Source organism: Streptomyces sp. NPDC059092 (assembly GCF_042756365.1).
Classification (GTDB): Bacteria; Actinomycetota; Actinomycetes; order Streptomycetales; family Streptomycetaceae; genus Streptomyces.
Genome location: NZ_JBHZEJ010000027.1, coordinates 35,019 through 51,750 on the forward strand (window position 1 = coordinate 35,019; position 16,732 = coordinate 51,750).

General features: G+C 71.8%; 13 protein-coding genes. 6 read left to right on the forward strand and 7 right to left on the reverse strand.

What is annotated here, in order from left to right:
- Nucleotides 1-85 precede the first annotated feature (85 nt).
- The gene (locus ACFXPL_RS17960) at nt 86-1,474 is read right to left on the reverse strand and encodes an NAD-dependent malic enzyme (RefSeq protein ID WP_384919746.1); all 1,389 of its coding nucleotides are present in this window, start codon (nt 1,472-1,474) and stop codon (nt 86-88) included.
- A 421-nt stretch (nt 1,475-1,895) separates the two neighbouring features.
- On the opposite strand from ACFXPL_RS17960, the gene ACFXPL_RS17965 reads away from it, so the two are divergent.
- The 3 genes from ACFXPL_RS17965 to ACFXPL_RS17975 all read left to right on the forward strand — a co-directional run bounded on the left by ACFXPL_RS17965 (nt 1,896) and on the right by ACFXPL_RS17975 (nt 4,130).
- Nucleotides 1,896-2,096, forward strand: a complete 201-nt coding sequence (locus ACFXPL_RS17965; RefSeq protein WP_329825586.1) for a DUF3311 domain-containing protein — start codon at nt 1,896-1,898, stop codon at nt 2,094-2,096.
- Complete coding sequence (locus tag ACFXPL_RS17970; RefSeq protein ID WP_384919751.1) at nt 2,093-3,583, forward strand: sodium:solute symporter; 1,491 nt, start codon at nt 2,093-2,095, stop codon at nt 3,581-3,583. Before ACFXPL_RS17965 ends, ACFXPL_RS17970 begins: the two co-directional genes overlap by 4 nt.
- 148 nt (nt 3,584-3,731) lie before the next feature.
- Nucleotides 3,732-4,130 (forward strand): hypothetical protein, encoded by a 399-nt coding sequence (locus tag ACFXPL_RS17975; protein WP_384919754.1) that lies wholly within the window; start codon nt 3,732-3,734, stop codon nt 4,128-4,130.
- 95 nt (nt 4,131-4,225) lie between these two features.
- Here the strand turns inward: ACFXPL_RS17975 and ACFXPL_RS17980 are convergent, their stop codons facing one another.
- Nucleotides 4,226-4,927, reverse strand: a complete 702-nt coding sequence (locus tag ACFXPL_RS17980; RefSeq protein WP_384919757.1) for a 1,4-alpha-glucan branching protein — start codon at nt 4,925-4,927, stop codon at nt 4,226-4,228.
- 508 nt (nt 4,928-5,435) lie between these two features.
- Here ACFXPL_RS17980 and ACFXPL_RS17985 point away from each other — a divergent pair.
- The 3 genes from ACFXPL_RS17985 (at nt 5,436) to ACFXPL_RS17995 (ending at nt 10,297) form a co-directional block, all read left to right on the forward strand.
- On the forward strand, nt 5,436-6,977 hold the full coding sequence (locus tag ACFXPL_RS17985) for a DUF4331 domain-containing protein (RefSeq protein ID WP_384919759.1): 1,542 nt from the start codon (nt 5,436-5,438) through the stop codon (nt 6,975-6,977).
- A gap of 159 nt (nt 6,978-7,136) precedes the next feature.
- A complete protein-coding gene (locus tag ACFXPL_RS17990) occupies nt 7,137-8,561 on the forward strand; it encodes a tetratricopeptide repeat protein (protein WP_384919762.1) in 1,425 nt (474 codons plus the stop codon).
- Complete coding sequence (locus ACFXPL_RS17995) at nt 8,558-10,297, forward strand: nickel transporter (protein ID WP_384919765.1); 1,740 nt, start codon at nt 8,558-8,560, stop codon at nt 10,295-10,297. The genes ACFXPL_RS17990 and ACFXPL_RS17995 overlap by 4 nt, the downstream gene beginning before the upstream one ends.
- 37 nt (nt 10,298-10,334) lie before the next feature.
- Here ACFXPL_RS17995 and rbsD read toward each other — a convergent pair whose 3' ends face one another.
- The 5 genes from rbsD to ACFXPL_RS18020 all read right to left on the reverse strand — a co-directional run bounded on the left by rbsD (nt 10,335) and on the right by ACFXPL_RS18020 (nt 16,428).
- Nucleotides 10,335-10,721, reverse strand: a complete 387-nt coding sequence (gene rbsD, locus ACFXPL_RS18000) for a D-ribose pyranase (protein ID WP_384919768.1) — start codon at nt 10,719-10,721, stop codon at nt 10,335-10,337.
- Nucleotides 10,718-11,689 (reverse strand): ribokinase, encoded by a 972-nt coding sequence (gene rbsK, locus ACFXPL_RS18005; RefSeq protein ID WP_384919771.1) that lies wholly within the window; start codon nt 11,687-11,689, stop codon nt 10,718-10,720. Before rbsK ends, rbsD begins: the two co-directional genes overlap by 4 nt.
- 62 nt (nt 11,690-11,751) lie before the next feature.
- Nucleotides 11,752-13,725: a substrate-binding domain-containing protein gene (locus ACFXPL_RS18010; protein ID WP_384919774.1), complete on the reverse strand. Its 1,974-nt coding sequence runs from the start codon at nt 13,723-13,725 to the stop codon at nt 11,752-11,754.
- Nucleotides 13,715-15,325, reverse strand: coding sequence for a sugar ABC transporter ATP-binding protein (locus tag ACFXPL_RS18015; RefSeq protein ID WP_384919777.1), 1,611 nt, complete (start codon nt 15,323-15,325; stop codon nt 13,715-13,717). Before ACFXPL_RS18015 ends, ACFXPL_RS18010 begins: the two co-directional genes overlap by 11 nt.
- Entirely contained in the window at nt 15,322-16,428 is a 1,107-nt protein-coding gene (locus ACFXPL_RS18020; RefSeq protein WP_384919780.1) for a LacI family DNA-binding transcriptional regulator, read from the reverse strand. Before ACFXPL_RS18020 ends, ACFXPL_RS18015 begins: the two co-directional genes overlap by 4 nt.
- Nucleotides 16,429-16,732: the final 304 nt, after the last annotated feature.

Sequence of the window (16,732 nt, forward strand, 5' to 3'; positions counted from 1 at the left end):
TCCTCCGGGAGAGTGTCAGCGGGTGCGGGTGCGGGTGCGGGTGCGGGTGCGGGTGCGGGCCGGAGTGGTGTGGTGCGGTGTGCCGTCAGACGACGGTGCCCGCTCCGGCCCGTACGGCCTCGGCCACGGCGGGGGCGACCGTCGGGTCGAAGACGCTGGGGACGATGAAGTCGGCGTGCAGTTCCTCGGCCACCACCCGGTCGGCGATCGCCCGCGCGGCCGCGATGAGCATGCCGTCGGTGATCTCGTGGGCGCCCGCGTCGAGCAGCCCGCGGAAGAAGCCGGGGAAGGCCAGGACGTTGTTGATCTGGTTGGGGAAGTCGCTGCGGCCGGTCGCGACGACGGCGGCATGGCGTGCCGCTTCGGCCGGGTCGATCTCCGGATCGGGGTTGGCGAGCGCGAAGACGACCGCGCCGTCGGCCATGCCGGCGACATCGTCGGCGGTGAGGACGCCCGGCCCCGACACACCGATGAAGACGTCCGCGCCCCGCAGGGCCTGCCCCAGGGTGCCGGAGCGGTCCCCGGCGTCGGTGGCGTCCGCGATCGCGCGGCGGGCCTCGTCGAGGCCGGGGCGTCCCCGGTGCACGATGCCGGCGCGGTCGCAGGCCACGATGGACCCGGCGCCCTCGGTGGCCAGCAGCCGGATGATGGCGGACCCGGCGGCGCCCACCCCGCAGACCACGATCCGCACGTCGGCGAGTTTCTTGCCCACGACGCGCAGCGCGTTGGCGAGCGCCGCGAGGACGACGATCGCGGTGCCGTGCTGGTCGTCGTGGAAGACCGGTATGTCGAGCTTCTCGCGCAGCCGCCGCTCGATCTCGAAGCAGCGCGGCGCCGAGATGTCCTCCAGGTTGACGCCGCCGTACACCGGGGCGAGGAGTTCGACGGTCCGGACGATCTCGTCGGTGTCCTGGGTGTCGAGACACACCGGCCAGGCGTCCACCCCGGCGAAGCGCTTGAACAGGGCGGCCTTGCCCTCCATGACGGGCAGCGCGGCGGCGGCGCCGAGGTTGCCCAGGCCGAGCACGGCGGATCCGTCGGTCACCACCGCCACCGTGTTGCGCTTGACGGTCAGGCGGCGCGCCTCGTCGGGGGTGGCGGCGATGGCCCGGCAGACGCGGGCGACCCCCGGTGTGTAGGCGCGGGAGAGGTCGTCGCGATCACGCAGTTCGATCCGGGGGGTGATTTCGAGCTTGCCGCCCAGGTGCATGAGGAACGTACGGTCGCCCCTCTCGTGGACGGTCACGCCGTCCAGCGCCTCGACGGCGTCGCCGATGACCTCGGTGTGCTTCTCGTCCACGGCGTCGCAGGTGAGGTCCACCAGGATGCGGTCGGTACCTCTCTCGACGACGTCCAGGGCGGTGAGCGCGCCCCCGGCGCCGTTCACCGCGCCGGCCAGCCGCCAGGTCGAGTCGGGCGCCGCGGGTGCCTCCGCGCGCAGCGTGATGGCGTATCCGGGACTTGGTGTGGACATGAGTGGACCTCGCACAGTCGGGGATCCGGCGGGATGCCGAACTAGTTCTGCGATGCGGATAGTATTTTCTGCATTGTGGAATAACAACCCCCCTCGCGGTGCTCGCTTCTCGGGTGGGGGCGTGGGGCCCTCCCCGCCGGCCGCCGCGCGCCGCCCCTGACCGCGGGTCTTCCGTGGCGGCCGACAGGATGTTCGGCGCATTTCAACAAAAAGTTTGATTTATCCGTTGTGTGAGAACCGTTGACAAGGTCATTCGACGGGCCTATACATCTCTCCAGTTGGAAACTTATTTCCGCACGGTGAAATCTAAAGAGACGCGGAGAGCCGCCCATCCCCAGACCGGCGGGCCGAGTCGCCAACGGCGACCGGCCCGGGATGTGTTGCCCCGCAGGAGCCCCGCCCGCCCCAGGAGGTTCTTGACGTGAAACCCACCCATCTGCTTGGTGTGATCCCGTTCATCGGGATCCTCGGCGGGATCTTTTTCGCGAACCGGGTGACGCCCTACGTCCTCGGCATGCCGTTCATTCTTTTCTGGCTGGTCATGTGGGTCGTTCTGATCTCGGCGACCATGGCCGTCATCTACCGGCTGGACCCGGCCAACCGGAAGGACCACACATCGTGACCGCCATCGCCGTCATCCTCGTCTTCCTCGCGGCAGCCCTGCTGCTCGGGCTGCGCGCCCGCCGGGGCAAGGACATGAATCTCGAAGAGTGGTCGGTAGGAGGCCGCGGCTTCGGAACGATGTTCGTCTTCCTGCTGCTGGCGGGTGAGATCTACACGACCTTCACCTTCCTCGGCGCCTCGGGCTGGGCGTACGGCAAGGGCGCACCGGCCTACTACATCCTCTGTTACGCCTCGCTCGCCTACGTCCTGTCGTACTGGCTGCTGCCGGCGGTCTGGCGTTACGCGAAACAGCACCGGCTGATCTCGCAATCCGACTTCTTCGTCGCCAAGTTCGAGAGCCCGCTGCTCGGCGCGCTGGTGGCCCTGGTCGGTGTCGTCGCGATGGTGCCGTACCTCGTCCTGCAGTTGAAGGGCCTCGGGATCATCGTCTCCGTAGCCTCGTACGGACACATCTCGTCGCACTGGGCCATCATCATCGGCACCGTCGCCCTGACGGTCTACGTGACGATCTCCGGCATTCACGGCTCCGCCTGGACCGCCGTGTTCAAGGACGTCGCGATCCTGGCGGTCGTGCTGGTGCTCGGCATCTACCTGCCGGTGCACTACTTCGGTGGCATCGGGGAAATGTTCCAGGCCGTCGACAAGGCCAGGCCGGAGCTTCTCACCCTGCCCTCCAGCGGGATGAGCACCTCATGGTTCGCCTCGACCGTGCTGCTCTCGGCGGTGGGCTTCTACATGTGGCCGCACACCTTCAGCGCCTCCTACACCGCCCAGAACGAGCGGGTCTTCCGGCGTAACGCGATCTTCATGCCCCTCTACCAACTCATCCTGCTCTTCGTCTTCTTCGTCGGCTTCACCGCGATCCTGGTGGTCCCCGGACTCCAGGGCGCGGACACCGACCTCGCCCTGCTGCGCATCACCACCGCCACCTTCCCGCCGTGGGTCGTCGGGATCGTCGGCGGAGCGGGAGTGCTCACCGCGCTGGTCCCCGGCTCCCTGCTGCTCATGACCTCGGCCACCTGCCTGGCCAAGAACGTCTACCGGCTCGCCCGCCCCGCCACCAGCGACGCCCACGTGGGCCGCCTCGCCCAGCTCCTGGTGCCCGCGCTCGCGCTGATCGCTCTGTACTTCACCTTCAACGGCGGCAGTTCGCTGGTCTCGCTGCTGCTCATGGGGTACGCCCTGGTGACCCAGCTCTTCCCCGCCCTGCTGGCCAGCCTGGCCACCCGGCGGCTGGTCACCAAGCAGGGCGCCGCCGCCGGCATCGTCGTCGGGGTGACCACGGTCGCCGTCGTCACCCTCTCCGGTGTCACCATCGGCGACCTGCTGCCCGCCCTGCCACAGGCGGTCAAGGACCTCAACGTCGGCATCGTGGCCCTGCTCCTCAACACTCTGGTGATGATGGCGGTCTCCGCCGCCACCCGCGCACCGGGCGAGGCCGCGCCCGAGGAAACCCGGCACGAGGCCCCCGCGGGAACCGGCTGACGGGACCCGTTCGCCACGGCCGGCACTCCGCATCGGAGGGGCCGGCCGCGGCGCGTCGGAGCCGTATTTCCGGCCTGTGGAACGGCCCTTCGACGGTGACCAGTTGGGAATTTCGGGGTTTGCCGACGCTCGGCTTATGATCTTGGTCATGACTTCGCAAACCGCCGAGAAGAGCCCGTCCCGTAAGCAGAAGCTCCAGGAGAAGCAGCGCCGCCAGCTAGCGGTGGTCGACACCGTCGACAAGGCCGAGGCCAAACTGCGCAAGGCCGAGGCGGAGCTGGCCGAGGCCGTGGCGGAAGCGGTCGAGGTCTTCGGGAGCGAACTGGAAGCCTCCGACGAACTCGAACTGTCGGTCGCGGCGATCCGTCACTTCCTCGACATCGCCGAAGGCGGCGTGGACGAGGATTCCGAAGACGCCGGGGAGACCGCGGAGAGCGCCCCCGCCGGCAACTCGGCGAAGAGCGGGGCGAAGAGCAAGGCGGAGCAGAAGGCGGACGCCTCGGCCGCCGCTCCGGAGGAGCAGGAGTCGGAGCCCGCGCTCGCATAGTTCCGAAGCCGGCCGACCCGCTCGTCGGCCGGCTTCTCCGTCCCGGCCCCGTCCTCGTCCCTGTCCCCGTCCGCGGACCGGAAGCGGATGCGCGCCTACTCGGCCGCGGCGCCGCTCACGACGACGTACCGGCCCCGCACCGTCGTCCCGTCCGGGAGGCTCCATCCCGCGGTGACATGCCCGAGAGTTTCGGGACCCCCGGCGTCCTGGTCGGCCTGGAGCATCCGGTTGACGCGGAGGGCCAGCGGCCGGCCCGGCTCGCCGGAAGCCCCGCCCGCCGCACCCGCGAGGGCCGTCCGTACGAGGAGATCGGTGCCGTCCGGCCCGTCGCTCGCCGTCAGGGACGCGAACGCGCCCGTACGGCCGGCCTCCGCGAAGTGGCTGACGACGGACGGGTCGGGAGTGTCGCTGAGGCTCTGGGCCTGCGGCTCGGCGTCGCCGGTGAGCAGGGCGACGAGCTGCGCGACGAGCACCGGGTCATGGACCCCGTCGTAGATCCAGCGCCGCCCCAGCACCCCGTGCTCGCTGGTGCCGACGAGCGCCTCGTCGGCACCGGCCGGCGGCGCGCCCCGGTAGCTGAGCGGCACGTGGTACGTGACCGGCCGGTCGCCCGACGCGTCGGTGACCGCGATGAACTCGATCCCCACCTCCCCCTGCGGGTCGTCGAGCCGGAACCCACCGGTCAGGCTCAGCTCCGGCGCGCGCCCCCCACCGCGGTACCAGGGCCGGGTGGGAAGCCACGAGCCGAGCAGCTCCCGCTTGGTGGGGGTCATCGTGGTGCGGTGGACAACTGCCATGTGTCTGGACACCTTTCGCGTCTGCCATGTGCCGTGCCGTGCCGTTGCGTTCCGTGCACGTGCCGTGGCCACGTGGCTCGGTCGGTGTTCATCCTGTCACTTCCCCTCCCACCGCCACCGCGTACGGGTGAGTCCTACCGCCGTCGCCGCCACGTGGACCGTGAGAGCCCGGTCCTTCACCACGCCGACGGCGTCCGCAGAGACCGGCGACGCGGCGAACAGTGCGGGGCCCGAGGCCCGGGAATGCTCGCCGCGACCGCTCTGACGTGCGGAAACAATCCCTGTCTTCTCTTCTTCGTTGCACGGCCCCTGATGGATTGGTCCGGTCGAAATTTATTTTGAAGAGGCCAGATCCGGCTACGACCCAGCCCTGCCACGGGTTCTTGCTCCCGGCGGGCCTCCGCCACCCCGACGTGCCGTGAACGAGACCGAACAAGACCGGGATCGCGCACGTAATGCACGTACAGCAAGCCGGAACGGCCCTGATGACGGACGAAGGACGGACTCGATGACCGCAATCACCAGAAGCGGGCGTATGTGGCGAGGGCGCGGGAGCGTCGCGCTGCTCGCCTGTGGCGCGCTGGCCGCAGGCGGGGTCACCGCCACCGGCGTGGCCGCGCTGGTGCCACAGACCGCACACGCCTCCAGCCACCGCGAAGCGCCTCTGATCTCGGGGCAGCCCCAGTTCGACAACACGGACCTCTACGCGTTCGTCAGCCCGGACCACCCGGACACAACGACCCTCGTCGCGAACGTACTTCCGTTCCAGGAGCCGGCCGGCGGACCGAACTTCTTCACGTTCGCCACCGACGCCCGCTACGAGATCCACATCGACAACAACGGGGACGCCCAGGACGACCTCCTCTACCGGTTCACGTTCAAGGACCACCGCAAGAACGAGAACACCTTCCTCTACAACACCGGTGTCGTGGAGAGCCTGGACTCCCCGGAGCTCAACTTCACCCAGACCTATGACATCGAACTGCTGCGGCTGGAGCACAAGAAGGTCGTCTCCCACCACAAGGTCGCGGAGAACCTGCCGGTCGCGCCGTCGAACGTCGGCAAGGCGTCGATGCCCGACTACCAGAAGCTCCGCGACCAGGCGGTGACGAAGGTCGCCGGCGGGATCAAGGCCTTCGCCGGTCAGGCCGACGATCCGTTCTTCGCCGATCTGCGGGTCTTCGACCTGCTGTACGGCGGCGATCTGTCGGAGGTCGGCAACGACACCCTCAGGGGCTACAACGTCAACTCGATCGCCCTCCAGGTCCCGAACTCCTACCTCCGGGAGTCGGAGGAGCAGCCGATCGTCGGCATCTACTCCACCACCGAGCGCCAGAACGCCTCGGGGGAGTGGACCCGGGTGTCGCGGCTCGGCATGCCGCTGGTCAACGAGGTCGTCAACCCGGTCAAGGACAAGGACAAGTTCAACGCCTCCTCGCCGGAGAACGACGCCGACTTCCTGAAGAACGTCACGGAGCCGGAGCTGCCGAAGCTCATCGAGGCGATCTACGACATCAAGGCACCGGCCGAGCCGCGCGACGACCTCGTCTCGGTCTTCCTGACCGGTGTGAAGGACCTCAACCAGCCGCCGAAGGTCACACCGTCGGAGATGCTGCGCCTCAACACCTCCGTCGAGCCGGTCGCGAAGCCGAAGCGGCTGGGCGTGCTGGACGGTGACAACGCGGGCTTCCCGAACGGGCGCCGGCTGACGGACGACGTACTGGACATCGCGCTCCAGGTCGTCGAGGGCGAACTCGTCGGGTCCAAGAACGACTTGGGTGACGCGGTCGACGCCAACGACAAGGAGTTCGGCAAGAACTTCCCGTACGTGGGGCTGCCCACTGCCGGTTCCGACGTCGACGCCTCCGACGTGGCGACCAAGGGCGCCGCGACCGGACTGACGGGCGGCATGTCCTCGCTCACCGCGTCGTGGTCCACCACCACGGTGATGCTCGTCTCCGCAGGAGCGGGCGCCGTCGTCGCCCTGCTGATCGGCCTCGGCGCGACCTGGATACGCGCCCGCCGCTCACGCCCGTCCTGGGTCGGCTGACACCGGCTCCGGTACGCGGAGCGGGGCCTCGACCGGCCCCCTGAACGGCCCGGCGGCGTCATCCGTCCCCCACGGGCGCCGCCGGGCCCACCACCACCCGCGACCCACCCACCACCCCACCCACCCACCCACCGAGAGAATCCGAGGAAGGCGAGAGCGATGCTCGTACGGAAGCCGCAGTTCGCGCGACGGCGTGCGCACGAGGGCGAGGGGGAGCGGACGGCCGCGGACACGGGACGCCGGCGCCACGTCCTCACCGTCACGGCCGCCGCTCTCGTGCTCACCGCGACCTCGGTGGCGTTCGGCGCGGTCGGCGAGGAGGACCCGAGCGTACGGAGCGCGCCCGCGCTCACGGCGAGCGCCCCCGTCGAGCGGCTCACCTCGGGGGACCTCGCCCAGGGCATCGAATCCCTTCAGAAACACCTCAAGGAGCAGCCCAAGGACGCCACCGGCTGGGCGACCCTCGGCGCGGCCTATGTCGAGCAGGCCAGGACCAGCGGCGATCCCACGCGCTACCCGCAGGCGGAGAAGGCGTTCGGGCGCTCCCTCGCGCTGCGCCCCGCCGACGAGAACGACGCCGCCCTCGCCGGGCGTTCGGCGCTGGCCGCCGCCCGGCACGACTTCCCCGCCGCGCTGAACCAGGCGGACCGGGCGTTGAGCGTCAACCCGTACAGCGAACGCGCGCTCTCCACCCGGGTCGACGCGCTGGTCGAACTCGGCCGCTACGACGAGGCGTCGAAGGCCGTCGAACTCGCCGACGGCCGTCGCCCCGGCCTCCCCGTCTTCACCCGGTACGCGTACGTACGGGAGCTGCGCGGCGACGTCAAGGGCGCCCGCGAGGTGCTGCTGCGGGCGCTGAAATCCGCCTCCAGCACCGCCGATGTCGCGTACGTCGCCACCACGCTCGGCCAACTCGCCTGGAGCCAGGGGCAGTACGCCGACGCGCTCGACCACTACGCGACCGCGCTGCGCGCCGACCCGCGGTACGTGCCCGCGCTGGAGGGGCGCGGACGGACCCACGCCGCGCAGGGCAGGACCGAGGAGGCGCTGAACGATCTCGAAGAGGTCGTACGCCGCTACCCCCTGCCCGGTCAGCTCGCCGCGCTCGGCGAGCTGTACGAGGCGTCCGGGCAGCGCGAACAGGCCGAGGAACAGTACGAACTCATCGGTGTCTGGACCACGTTGGCCCGCGCCAACGGGGTCGCCACCGACCTGGAGTCCGCGCTCGTCGAGGCCGACCACGGCGACGCCGGACAGGCCCTCGAAGCGGCGCGCGCCGAGTGGTCCCGCCGCGAGAGCGTCCACACCGCGGACGCGCTCGCCTGGGCGCTCCACGCGGACGGCAAGGACCGCGAGGCGCTCACGTACGCGAAGAAGGCGACCGCCGCGTCGCCCGGCTACCGCAACGCCTCGTTCCTCCACCACCGCGGCATGATCGAGCGGGCTCTCGGCGACGACAAGGCCGCGCGCCGCTCCCTGACCGCCGCGCTCGACCTGAACCCGGGCTTCTCGCCCACCGGCGCGCGCGAGGCCACCGCCGCGCTGTCCGCGCTCACCGGATCCGGACCCCGGGAGGACTCATGACGGTACGGCGTACGACCGGCCGGCCGGTACGGCGTACCACCGCCACCGCGCTCGCCACCCTCGCGGCGGGGGCGGCGCTCGCGCTGCTGCCCGCCCAGGCCGCGCAGGCGCACCCGCTCGGGAACTTCACCGTCAGCCAGTACGACGGGCTGGTCGTCGCCCCGGGCACCCTGCGCGTGGACCATGTGGAGGACCTGGCGGAGATCCCGGCCGCGCAGCAACGCGGGCGCGTCGACGCCGACGGGAACGACGAGCTGGACGCCGCCGAACTCACCGCGTGGGCCGCGGAGCGGTGTGCCACGGCCGCCTCCGGCGCCCGGCTGACGGTGGGGGAGGGCGGCGGCGCGGCCGTCCCCGTCACGGCGGGCGCCGCGCGGGCACGGGAGCACCCGGGACAGGCCGGACTGCGGACGCTCCGTGTGACCTGCGCGCTGACGGCGCCGCTGCCGGACGACACGCCGCAGCGGATCACCTACCACCCGGCGGGCGTCGCGACCGGTGCCGGCTGGCGGGAGATCACCGCGCGGGGCGACCGGACGACACTCACGGAGGCGGGGGACCTGCCGCGTGACTCCGTCTCGCGGCGGCTGACCTCGTACCCCGGCGATCTGCTCTCCTCACCCCCCGATCACAGGTCGGCCGTGTTCACGGCCCGCGCCGGCGGCCCCGCGCTCTCCGGGGGCGAGGACGACAGGAGCGGTTCCCCGGTGGCCGGCGTGCTGCCGCGCGGGGCCGACCGCTGGGCGCAGGCCCTCACCGGGCTGGTGGCCCGGCACGAACTGACCCTCGGCTTCGCGGCGTTCGCGCTCGGTGTGTCCCTGCTGCTGGGCGCCATGCACGCACTGGCCCCGGGGCACGGCAAGACGATGATGGCCGCCGCGGCGACGGCGGGCGGACGCGGCTCCCTGCGCGATGTGCTGGCCCTCGGGTTCTCGGTGACCATGACGCACACGCTCGGTGTCTTCGCCCTCGGCGCGCTGATCGTGGCGGGTTCGGCGGCCGCGCCCACGGTGGTGTTCTGGCTCTCCCTCGCGAGCGGGGCGCTGGTCGCGATCGCGGGGACGCTGCTGCTGCGCAGGGCGTGGCGGCACCGGCGCGGCCCGCGGGGGCACGCGCACGAACACCCGCACGGCCACTCCCACCCACACCCCCACGGGCACTCCCACCCCCACCCGCCGCGCGCGTCGGCACACCGCCACGGGCACGCGCCCGGCCACACACACGACCGGACACCGGACAGGGGCGGGGTGGCCACGCTCACGGCGGAGCGCACGGACCACGCACACGACCACGCACACGCACACGATCACGGACACACGCACGACCACGGACACGGCCACGGTCAGGACGACGCCCACGCCCACGCGCTCGCCCACGCCCGCAGCCACCTCCCGCCCGCCCCCGGACTCCGCGGGATCATCCTCCTCGGCTTCGCGGGCGGACTGGTCCCGAGCCCGTCCGCCGTCGTGGTGCTGGTCGGCGCGGCGGCCCTCGGGCAGGCGTGGTTCGGGTTCCTGCTGGTGATCGCGTACGGGGCCGGACTCGCCGTCACGCTCGCCGGGGCCGGGCTCGCGGTGGTACGGCTGCGCGAGACCACCACCCGCAGACTGGCCGCCCGCCCCCGGGGCCGCTTCCTGGCCCTGGCCCACCGGGCGGCCCCGTTCGCCTCGGCCGTCGTCGTTCTCGCCCTGGGCTGCGGGCTGCTGCTCCGGGGGATCGTGACCGGCCTGGGATGAGCCGCCGGGAGGTGGCCCGCTCAAGGCCGGGGCCGGGTCAGAAGAAGACGCCGCACCGCAGCAGAACGTTCGCGTACGGGCGCGCCTCACCGGTCCGTACGATCAGCCGCGCGCCCGCCGACAGAGCCTTCAGCTCCTCGTGCGGGACGAAGCCGAGATCCGGGAGCCGCGCCAGCAGCCGCGCCGCTTCCGGGTTCGCCTCCCGTACCTCGTGGGCGGCGGTCGCGCCCTCCACGACCAGCTCGCCCAGCAGCCCGTCCAGCACCTGGGCGAAGGACGGCACCCCGGCCACGAACGCCAGGTCCACCACGCGGGGACCGGCCGGGACCGGCATTCCCGCATCGCAGATCAGAACGCCGTCCCCATGGCCCAACTCGGCTGTCGCGCCCGCGAGATGACGGTTCAGGATCCCTGACTTCTTCACCGGGGCGCCCCCTGTGCCGATGACACCGACGAATCCGACGCCCCCGACGGCTCTCCGTCCGACAGCGAATCCACCTCGGCCGCCGTCGGGAACGACGCCTGCGCGCCCGCCCGGGTGACCGCCACGGCGCCCACCCGCGCGGCGTACGCCGCGGCCGCCGTCAGATCCTCGCCGGCGCCGAGCCGCCAGGCCAGCGCCGCGGTGAACGCGTCACCGGCGCCCGTGGTGTCCACGGCGCGCACCCGTACGGACGGTACGAGCGTCGTCGTCCGGGCGTCCGCGACCAGCGCGCCGCGCTCGCCCAGGGTGATGACCACCGAGCGGGGCCCCAGCGCGAGCAACGCCCGTGCCCAGTCGGCTGGTTCGTGCCCCGCGTCGTCCGCGGTCGCGCCGAGTACGACGCGCGCCTCGTGCTCGTTGACGATCAGCGGATCGCACGCCGCCAGGATCTCGGCGGGCAGCTCCACCGGAGGCGAGGGGTTCAGGACGAATCGGCTGTCCGGCGCCAGTCCCCGTACCACCTCGGCGACCGTTTCCAACGGGATCTCCAACTGGGTGGAGACCACGTGCGACGCCGCCAGCAGCTCCGCCGCGGCACGGACGTCCTCGGGGGAGAGCCGGGCATTGGCACCCGGGGACACCACGATGCTGTTGTCCCCGGACGGGTCGACGGTGATCAGCGCGACCCCGGTGGGCGCCCCGCCCGCCCGTACCCCCGTCGTGTCGACACCGGCCGTGCGCTGCGAGTCGAGCAGCAGCCGGCCGTGCGCGTCGTCACCGACCCGCGCCAGCAGCGCCGTACGGGCGCCGAGGCGGGCGGCGGCAACGGCCTGGTTGGCGCCCTTGCCGCCCGGATGGACCGACAGGTCCGAGCCGAGAACGGTCTCGCCGGGGCCGGGGCGCCGCTCGACGCCGATCACCAGGTCGGCGTTGGCCGACCCCACGACCAGCAGGTCGTAGTCGTACATCGCTGTCTCTCTCCGTTTCCTCGGGGTGCTGGGCCTTCAGGGGGACGGGAACCACGCGGCCGTCAGGAGAAGTCGGCCACGTTCTCCGCCGTGACCACCTTCACCGGCACCTTCACCGTCGCGTCGATCTTCTTGCCCGCGGCGGCCTCGATCGCGTTGCGCACGGCCAGTCTGCCCAACTCGGCGGGCTGCTGGGCCACCGACGCGTACAAGGTGCCCGCCTCGACCGCCTTCAGCCCGTCGGGCGTGCCGTCGAAGCCGACCACCGGGATCGACGTGCCGGCCTTCGCCCCCAGCGCCTTGATCGCGCCGAGCGCCATCTCGTCGTTCTCGGCGAACACACCGTTCACGTCACCGTTGGCCTGGAGCAGGTTCGTCATCACATCGAGGCCCTTGGCGCGGTCGAAGTCCGCGGGCTGCTTCGCGACGACCTCGATGCCCGGGTACGCCTTGATGCCATCCGCGAAGCCCGCGCCGCGCTCCCGGCTCGCCGAGGTGCCCGCCGTGCCCTGGAGGATCACGATGCGGCCCTTCCCGCCGAGCTTGTCGGCCAGGGTCCGCGCCGCCTGCTCGCCGCCCGCGACGTTGTCGGAGGCGACGAGGGTCGCGACGTCCGCCGCGTTGACACCGCGGTCGGCGGCGATCACCGGGATGTCCGCCTGGTTGGCGGCGCGCACCGAGGGGCCCGCCGCGTCCGAGTCGACCGGGTTCACGATCACCGAGGACATGCCCTCGCTGGTGAAGTTCTGTATCTGGTTGGCCTGTTGGGAGGCATCGTTCTGCGCGTCGGTGACGGTCAGGTCGACGCCTTTCGCCTCCGCCTCGGCCTGGGCGCCCGCCTTCAACTGTACGAAGAACGGGTTGTTGAGGGTGGAGACGGACATACCCAGCTTGGTCGCGCCGCCGGAGGAGCCGTTGTTCCAGAAGGAGACACCGCCGATGACGGCGGCCACCAGGACCGCGGCGATCGTGTACTTCGCGGCCTGCGCTTTCTTCCCCCCGGGCCCGCCCGCACCGGCCGCGCCGCCCGCGCCGCCCGTCACGGGAGTGGATCCGGCGCGCCGGCGCACCGTGTCGAGCAGTACCGCGAGCGCGATGACGACACCGATGACGACCTGCTGCCAGAACGCCGACACGGACAGCAGGTTGAGACCGTTGCGCAGCACCGCGAGGATCAGCGCGCCGATCAGGGTGCCGGACGCCTTGCCGACCCCGCCCGACAGGCTGGCCCCGCCGATGACGACGGCGGCGATCGCGTCGAGCTCGTACCCCTGCGCGGCCTGCGGCTGCGCCGAGGAGAGCCGGGAGGCGAGGACGATGCCCGCGACGGCGGCGAACAGCCCGGACAGGGCGTAGACGGCGACCTTCTGGCGCTTGACACGCAGCCCGGAGAGGCGCGCCGCCTCCTCGTTGCCGCCGATCGCGTACATCGAGCGGCCGAGGTACGTGCGGCCCAGGACCACGGCGGTGATCAGACCCATCACGATCATGACGAGGACCGGCACGGGCAGCCGGCCGCCGAGGGTGTCACCCAGCCGCGAGACCGAGGAGGGGAAGGGGATCGGGCTGCCCTGCGAGATCACCAGGGAGAGGCCGCGGCCCACCGAGAGCATCGCCAACGTGGCGATGAACGGCGGGAGTTTGCCGTACGAGACGAGCGCGCCGTTGACGAACCCGCACGCGATGCCGGTGGCGACGGCGAGGATGACGGCCAGCCACACCGGCACCCCCTCGGACGTCGCCGACCAGGCCAGGACGGTCGCGGAGAGCGCGGCCACCGAGCCGACCGACAGGTCGATGCCCGCCGTGACGATGACGAAGGTGACACCGAACGCCAGGATCGCGGTGACGGCCGCCTGCACACCGACGTTCAGCAGGTTCTGGGTGGTCAGGAAGTCACCTGACAGCAGCGACATCGCCACCACCAGGACCACCAGGGCGCTCAGGGCGCCGTTGTCGAGGAGGAGACGGCGGAGCCCCGGGGCGCCACCGCCGCCTGTTGTGCTCTTCTCGCTCTTGAGCGTGTCAGTGGCCACGGGAGCCCTCCACTCCTTCTTCGTCGACTGTGGTGTTGGTTGTGCGGGTAGCGGTAGCAGTGGTGTCAGCGGCTGTGTCTGTGATGGTGGTCGCGACGCCGGCCGCGGGCGGCCCGGTGCTCACGGCGAGCGCCATCACCGCGTCCTGGGTGGCCTCGTCGGCGGTGAGTTCACCGGCGATCCGGCCCTGCGCCATGACCAGCACCCGGTCGCTCATGCCGAGCACCTCCGGCAGGTCGCTGGAGATCATCAGTACGGCGTGGCCCGCGGCCGTGAGTTCGTTGATGAGCTGGTAGATCTCGACCTTCGCGCCGACATCGATGCCGCGCGTCGGCTCGTCCAGGATCAGCACCCGGACATCGGCCAGCAGCCACTTGCCGATGACGACCTTCTGCTGGTTGCCACCCGACAGGGTGCCCACCCGCTGTTCAAGTCCCGCCATCCGTACGCTGAGTTGTCCGGCCATCCGGGCGGCGGCGGTGTGCTGGGCCTTGCGGTCCACCAGCCCGCCACGGGTCGCGGAGCGCAGGGTGACCAGGCCGAGGTTCTCCGCCACGGAGGCGTCGAGCAACAGGCCCTGGCCCTTGCGGTCCTCTGGTACGAGGCCGATCCCGGCGGCCATCGCCGCGCCGACGTCGTACCGGGGCAGGGGAGTTCCGCCGACCCGTACCGTGCCGCTGTCGTAGTGATCGGCGCCGAAGACCGCCCGTACGACCTCGGTGCGGCCCGCGCCCACCAGCCCCGCGATGCCGACGACCTCGCCGGCCCGGACCTCGAACCCCACGTCGTGGAAGACGCCCCGCCGGGTCAGCCCGCTCACACTGAGCAGGGCGGTCCCGGCCTCCGCACGGCGGCGCGGGTACTGCTGCTCGATGGAGCGGCCCACCATCAGGCGGACGAGTTCGTCCTCCGGGGTCGACGCGGGCACCTGGCCGACACTGCGGCCGTCCCGCAGCACGGTGACCCGGTCGCCGAGCGCCGCGATCTCCTCCAGGTGGTGGGTGATGAAGACGATGCCCACCCCCTCCTCGCGCAGGGTGCGCACGATCCGGAAGAGCTTCTCCACCTCCTCGGAGGTCAGCACGGCGGTCGGTTCGTCCATCACCAGCACCCGTGCGTCGAGGCTGAGCGCCTTGGCGATCTCGACCATCTGGAGCCGGGCGATGCCCAGTTCACGGACCTTGGTGTGGGGCGGAGTGGTGACACCGACGCGCTCCAGCAGGGCGGCGGCGTCGGCCTCCATCCTCTTGCGGTCGACGAGGCCGAAGCGGCGCGGCTGGCGCCCCAGGAAGATGTTCTCGGCCACCGTCAGATCGGGGACGAGGTTGAACTCCTGGTAGATGGTGGCGATGCCGAGCCGTTCCGCGTCCTGCGCGCCGTGGATCCGCACCTCCTCCCCGTCGACGAGGACCCGTCCGCTGTCGGGCCGGTACGCCCCGGAGAGCATCTTGATCAGTGTGCTCTTGCCGGCGCCGTTCTCACCGAGGAGGACGTGCACCTCGCCGCGGCGCAGATCGAAGTCGACGCTGTCGAGCGCCACCACGCCGGGGAAGGTCTTGCGTATCCCTTCGACACGCAGCAACTCGTCGGGGTGGCTCACGGGTCGCTCCTCTGTGATCGTGCTGATGGGTTTCGTTCCGACGGGACGGGATCCGGTGGCCCCGGAGGGAGGCCGGCGCGGTCCGGTGCGAGGGCCGTACGGTCCGGAGGGAGGGCCGCGCCGCACGAGCGGCGTACGACCAGCCGGGCGGGCAGGGTCAGGGACGGCGGCTCGCGGCCGGCGATACGTTCCGCCAGCGCCCGGACGGCGGCCCGCCCCAGCTCGTCCGTGGGCTGGGCGATGGCGGTGATCGGCGGGTCCGTGTGCACGAACCAGGGGATGTCGTCGAAGGCGGCGAGCGCGATGTCCTCGGGGACCCGCAGCCCCCGGGCGCGGAACGCGTCGAGCGCGCCGAGCGCCATCAGGTTGTCCGCGGCGAACACCGCGTCCGGCGGCTCCGGCAGGTCGAGGAAGCGCTCGGCGGCCCGGCGTCCGCTCTCGGCCTGGAAGTCGCCCTGGCCGATGTACGCGTCCGGCAGTGTCACCCCGTGCTCACCGAGCGCCGCGCGGAACGCGTCGACACGCTCGCTGCCGGTGGTGGTGGCCGCCGGGCCCGCGATGATCGCCGGCCTGCGGTGGCCGAGCGCCAGCAGGTGGCCGACCAGATCCCGTACGGCGGCGCGCCCGTCCGCCCGGACGACCGGCACGTCAACCCCCGGGATCCACCGGTCCACGAAGACGACGGGCGTGTCGGCGCGCACCGCGTCGAGTATCAGCTTCGCCCCACGGTCGGTGGGGGACAGGAGCAGTCCGTCGATCCGGCGGTCCAGCAGCGTACGGATGTGGTGGTCCTGGAGCTCGGGCCGTTCGTCGGCGTTCCCGATGATCACGCTGTAGCCGAGGGCCCGCGCCTCCTCCTCGACGGCCCGGGCCAGGGAGGTGAAGTACGGGTTGAGCACATCGCTGATGACCAGGCCGAGGGTGCGGGTCTCGTCGGTCCGCAGCGAGCGGGCCACCGCGTTGGGCCGGTACCCCAGCGCGGCGACGGCGGCGAGCACCCGGGCGCGGGAGTCCGGGCTGACCGACGGATGGTCGTTGAGTACGCGGGACACCGTGGCGGCGGAGACACCCGCCCGCGCCGCGACGTCCTTGATGGCCGCCATCGTCGGTCCACCTCCTTGTGGAATCGATTACACGGAGGATTGGAATCGATTCCACAGGGAGAAAGCAAGAGGCTGAGGGTGTCCCGAGACCGGATCGTAATGAATCCGGCTGTTCGGCCGGGCCGCCCGCCCCGGCCACGCTCGTCCGGTCCCGCTCGTGCGGGCCACCCGCCCGGTCCCGCTCGGCGGGGGGGGGGCCCCCCCCCCCCGGGGGGGGGGGGCCCCCCCCGGGGGGGGGGGGGGGCGCCCCCCGGCCGCGGGGGGGGGGGCGCCCCCGCCCCCCCCCCGGGGGGGTTAAAAAAAA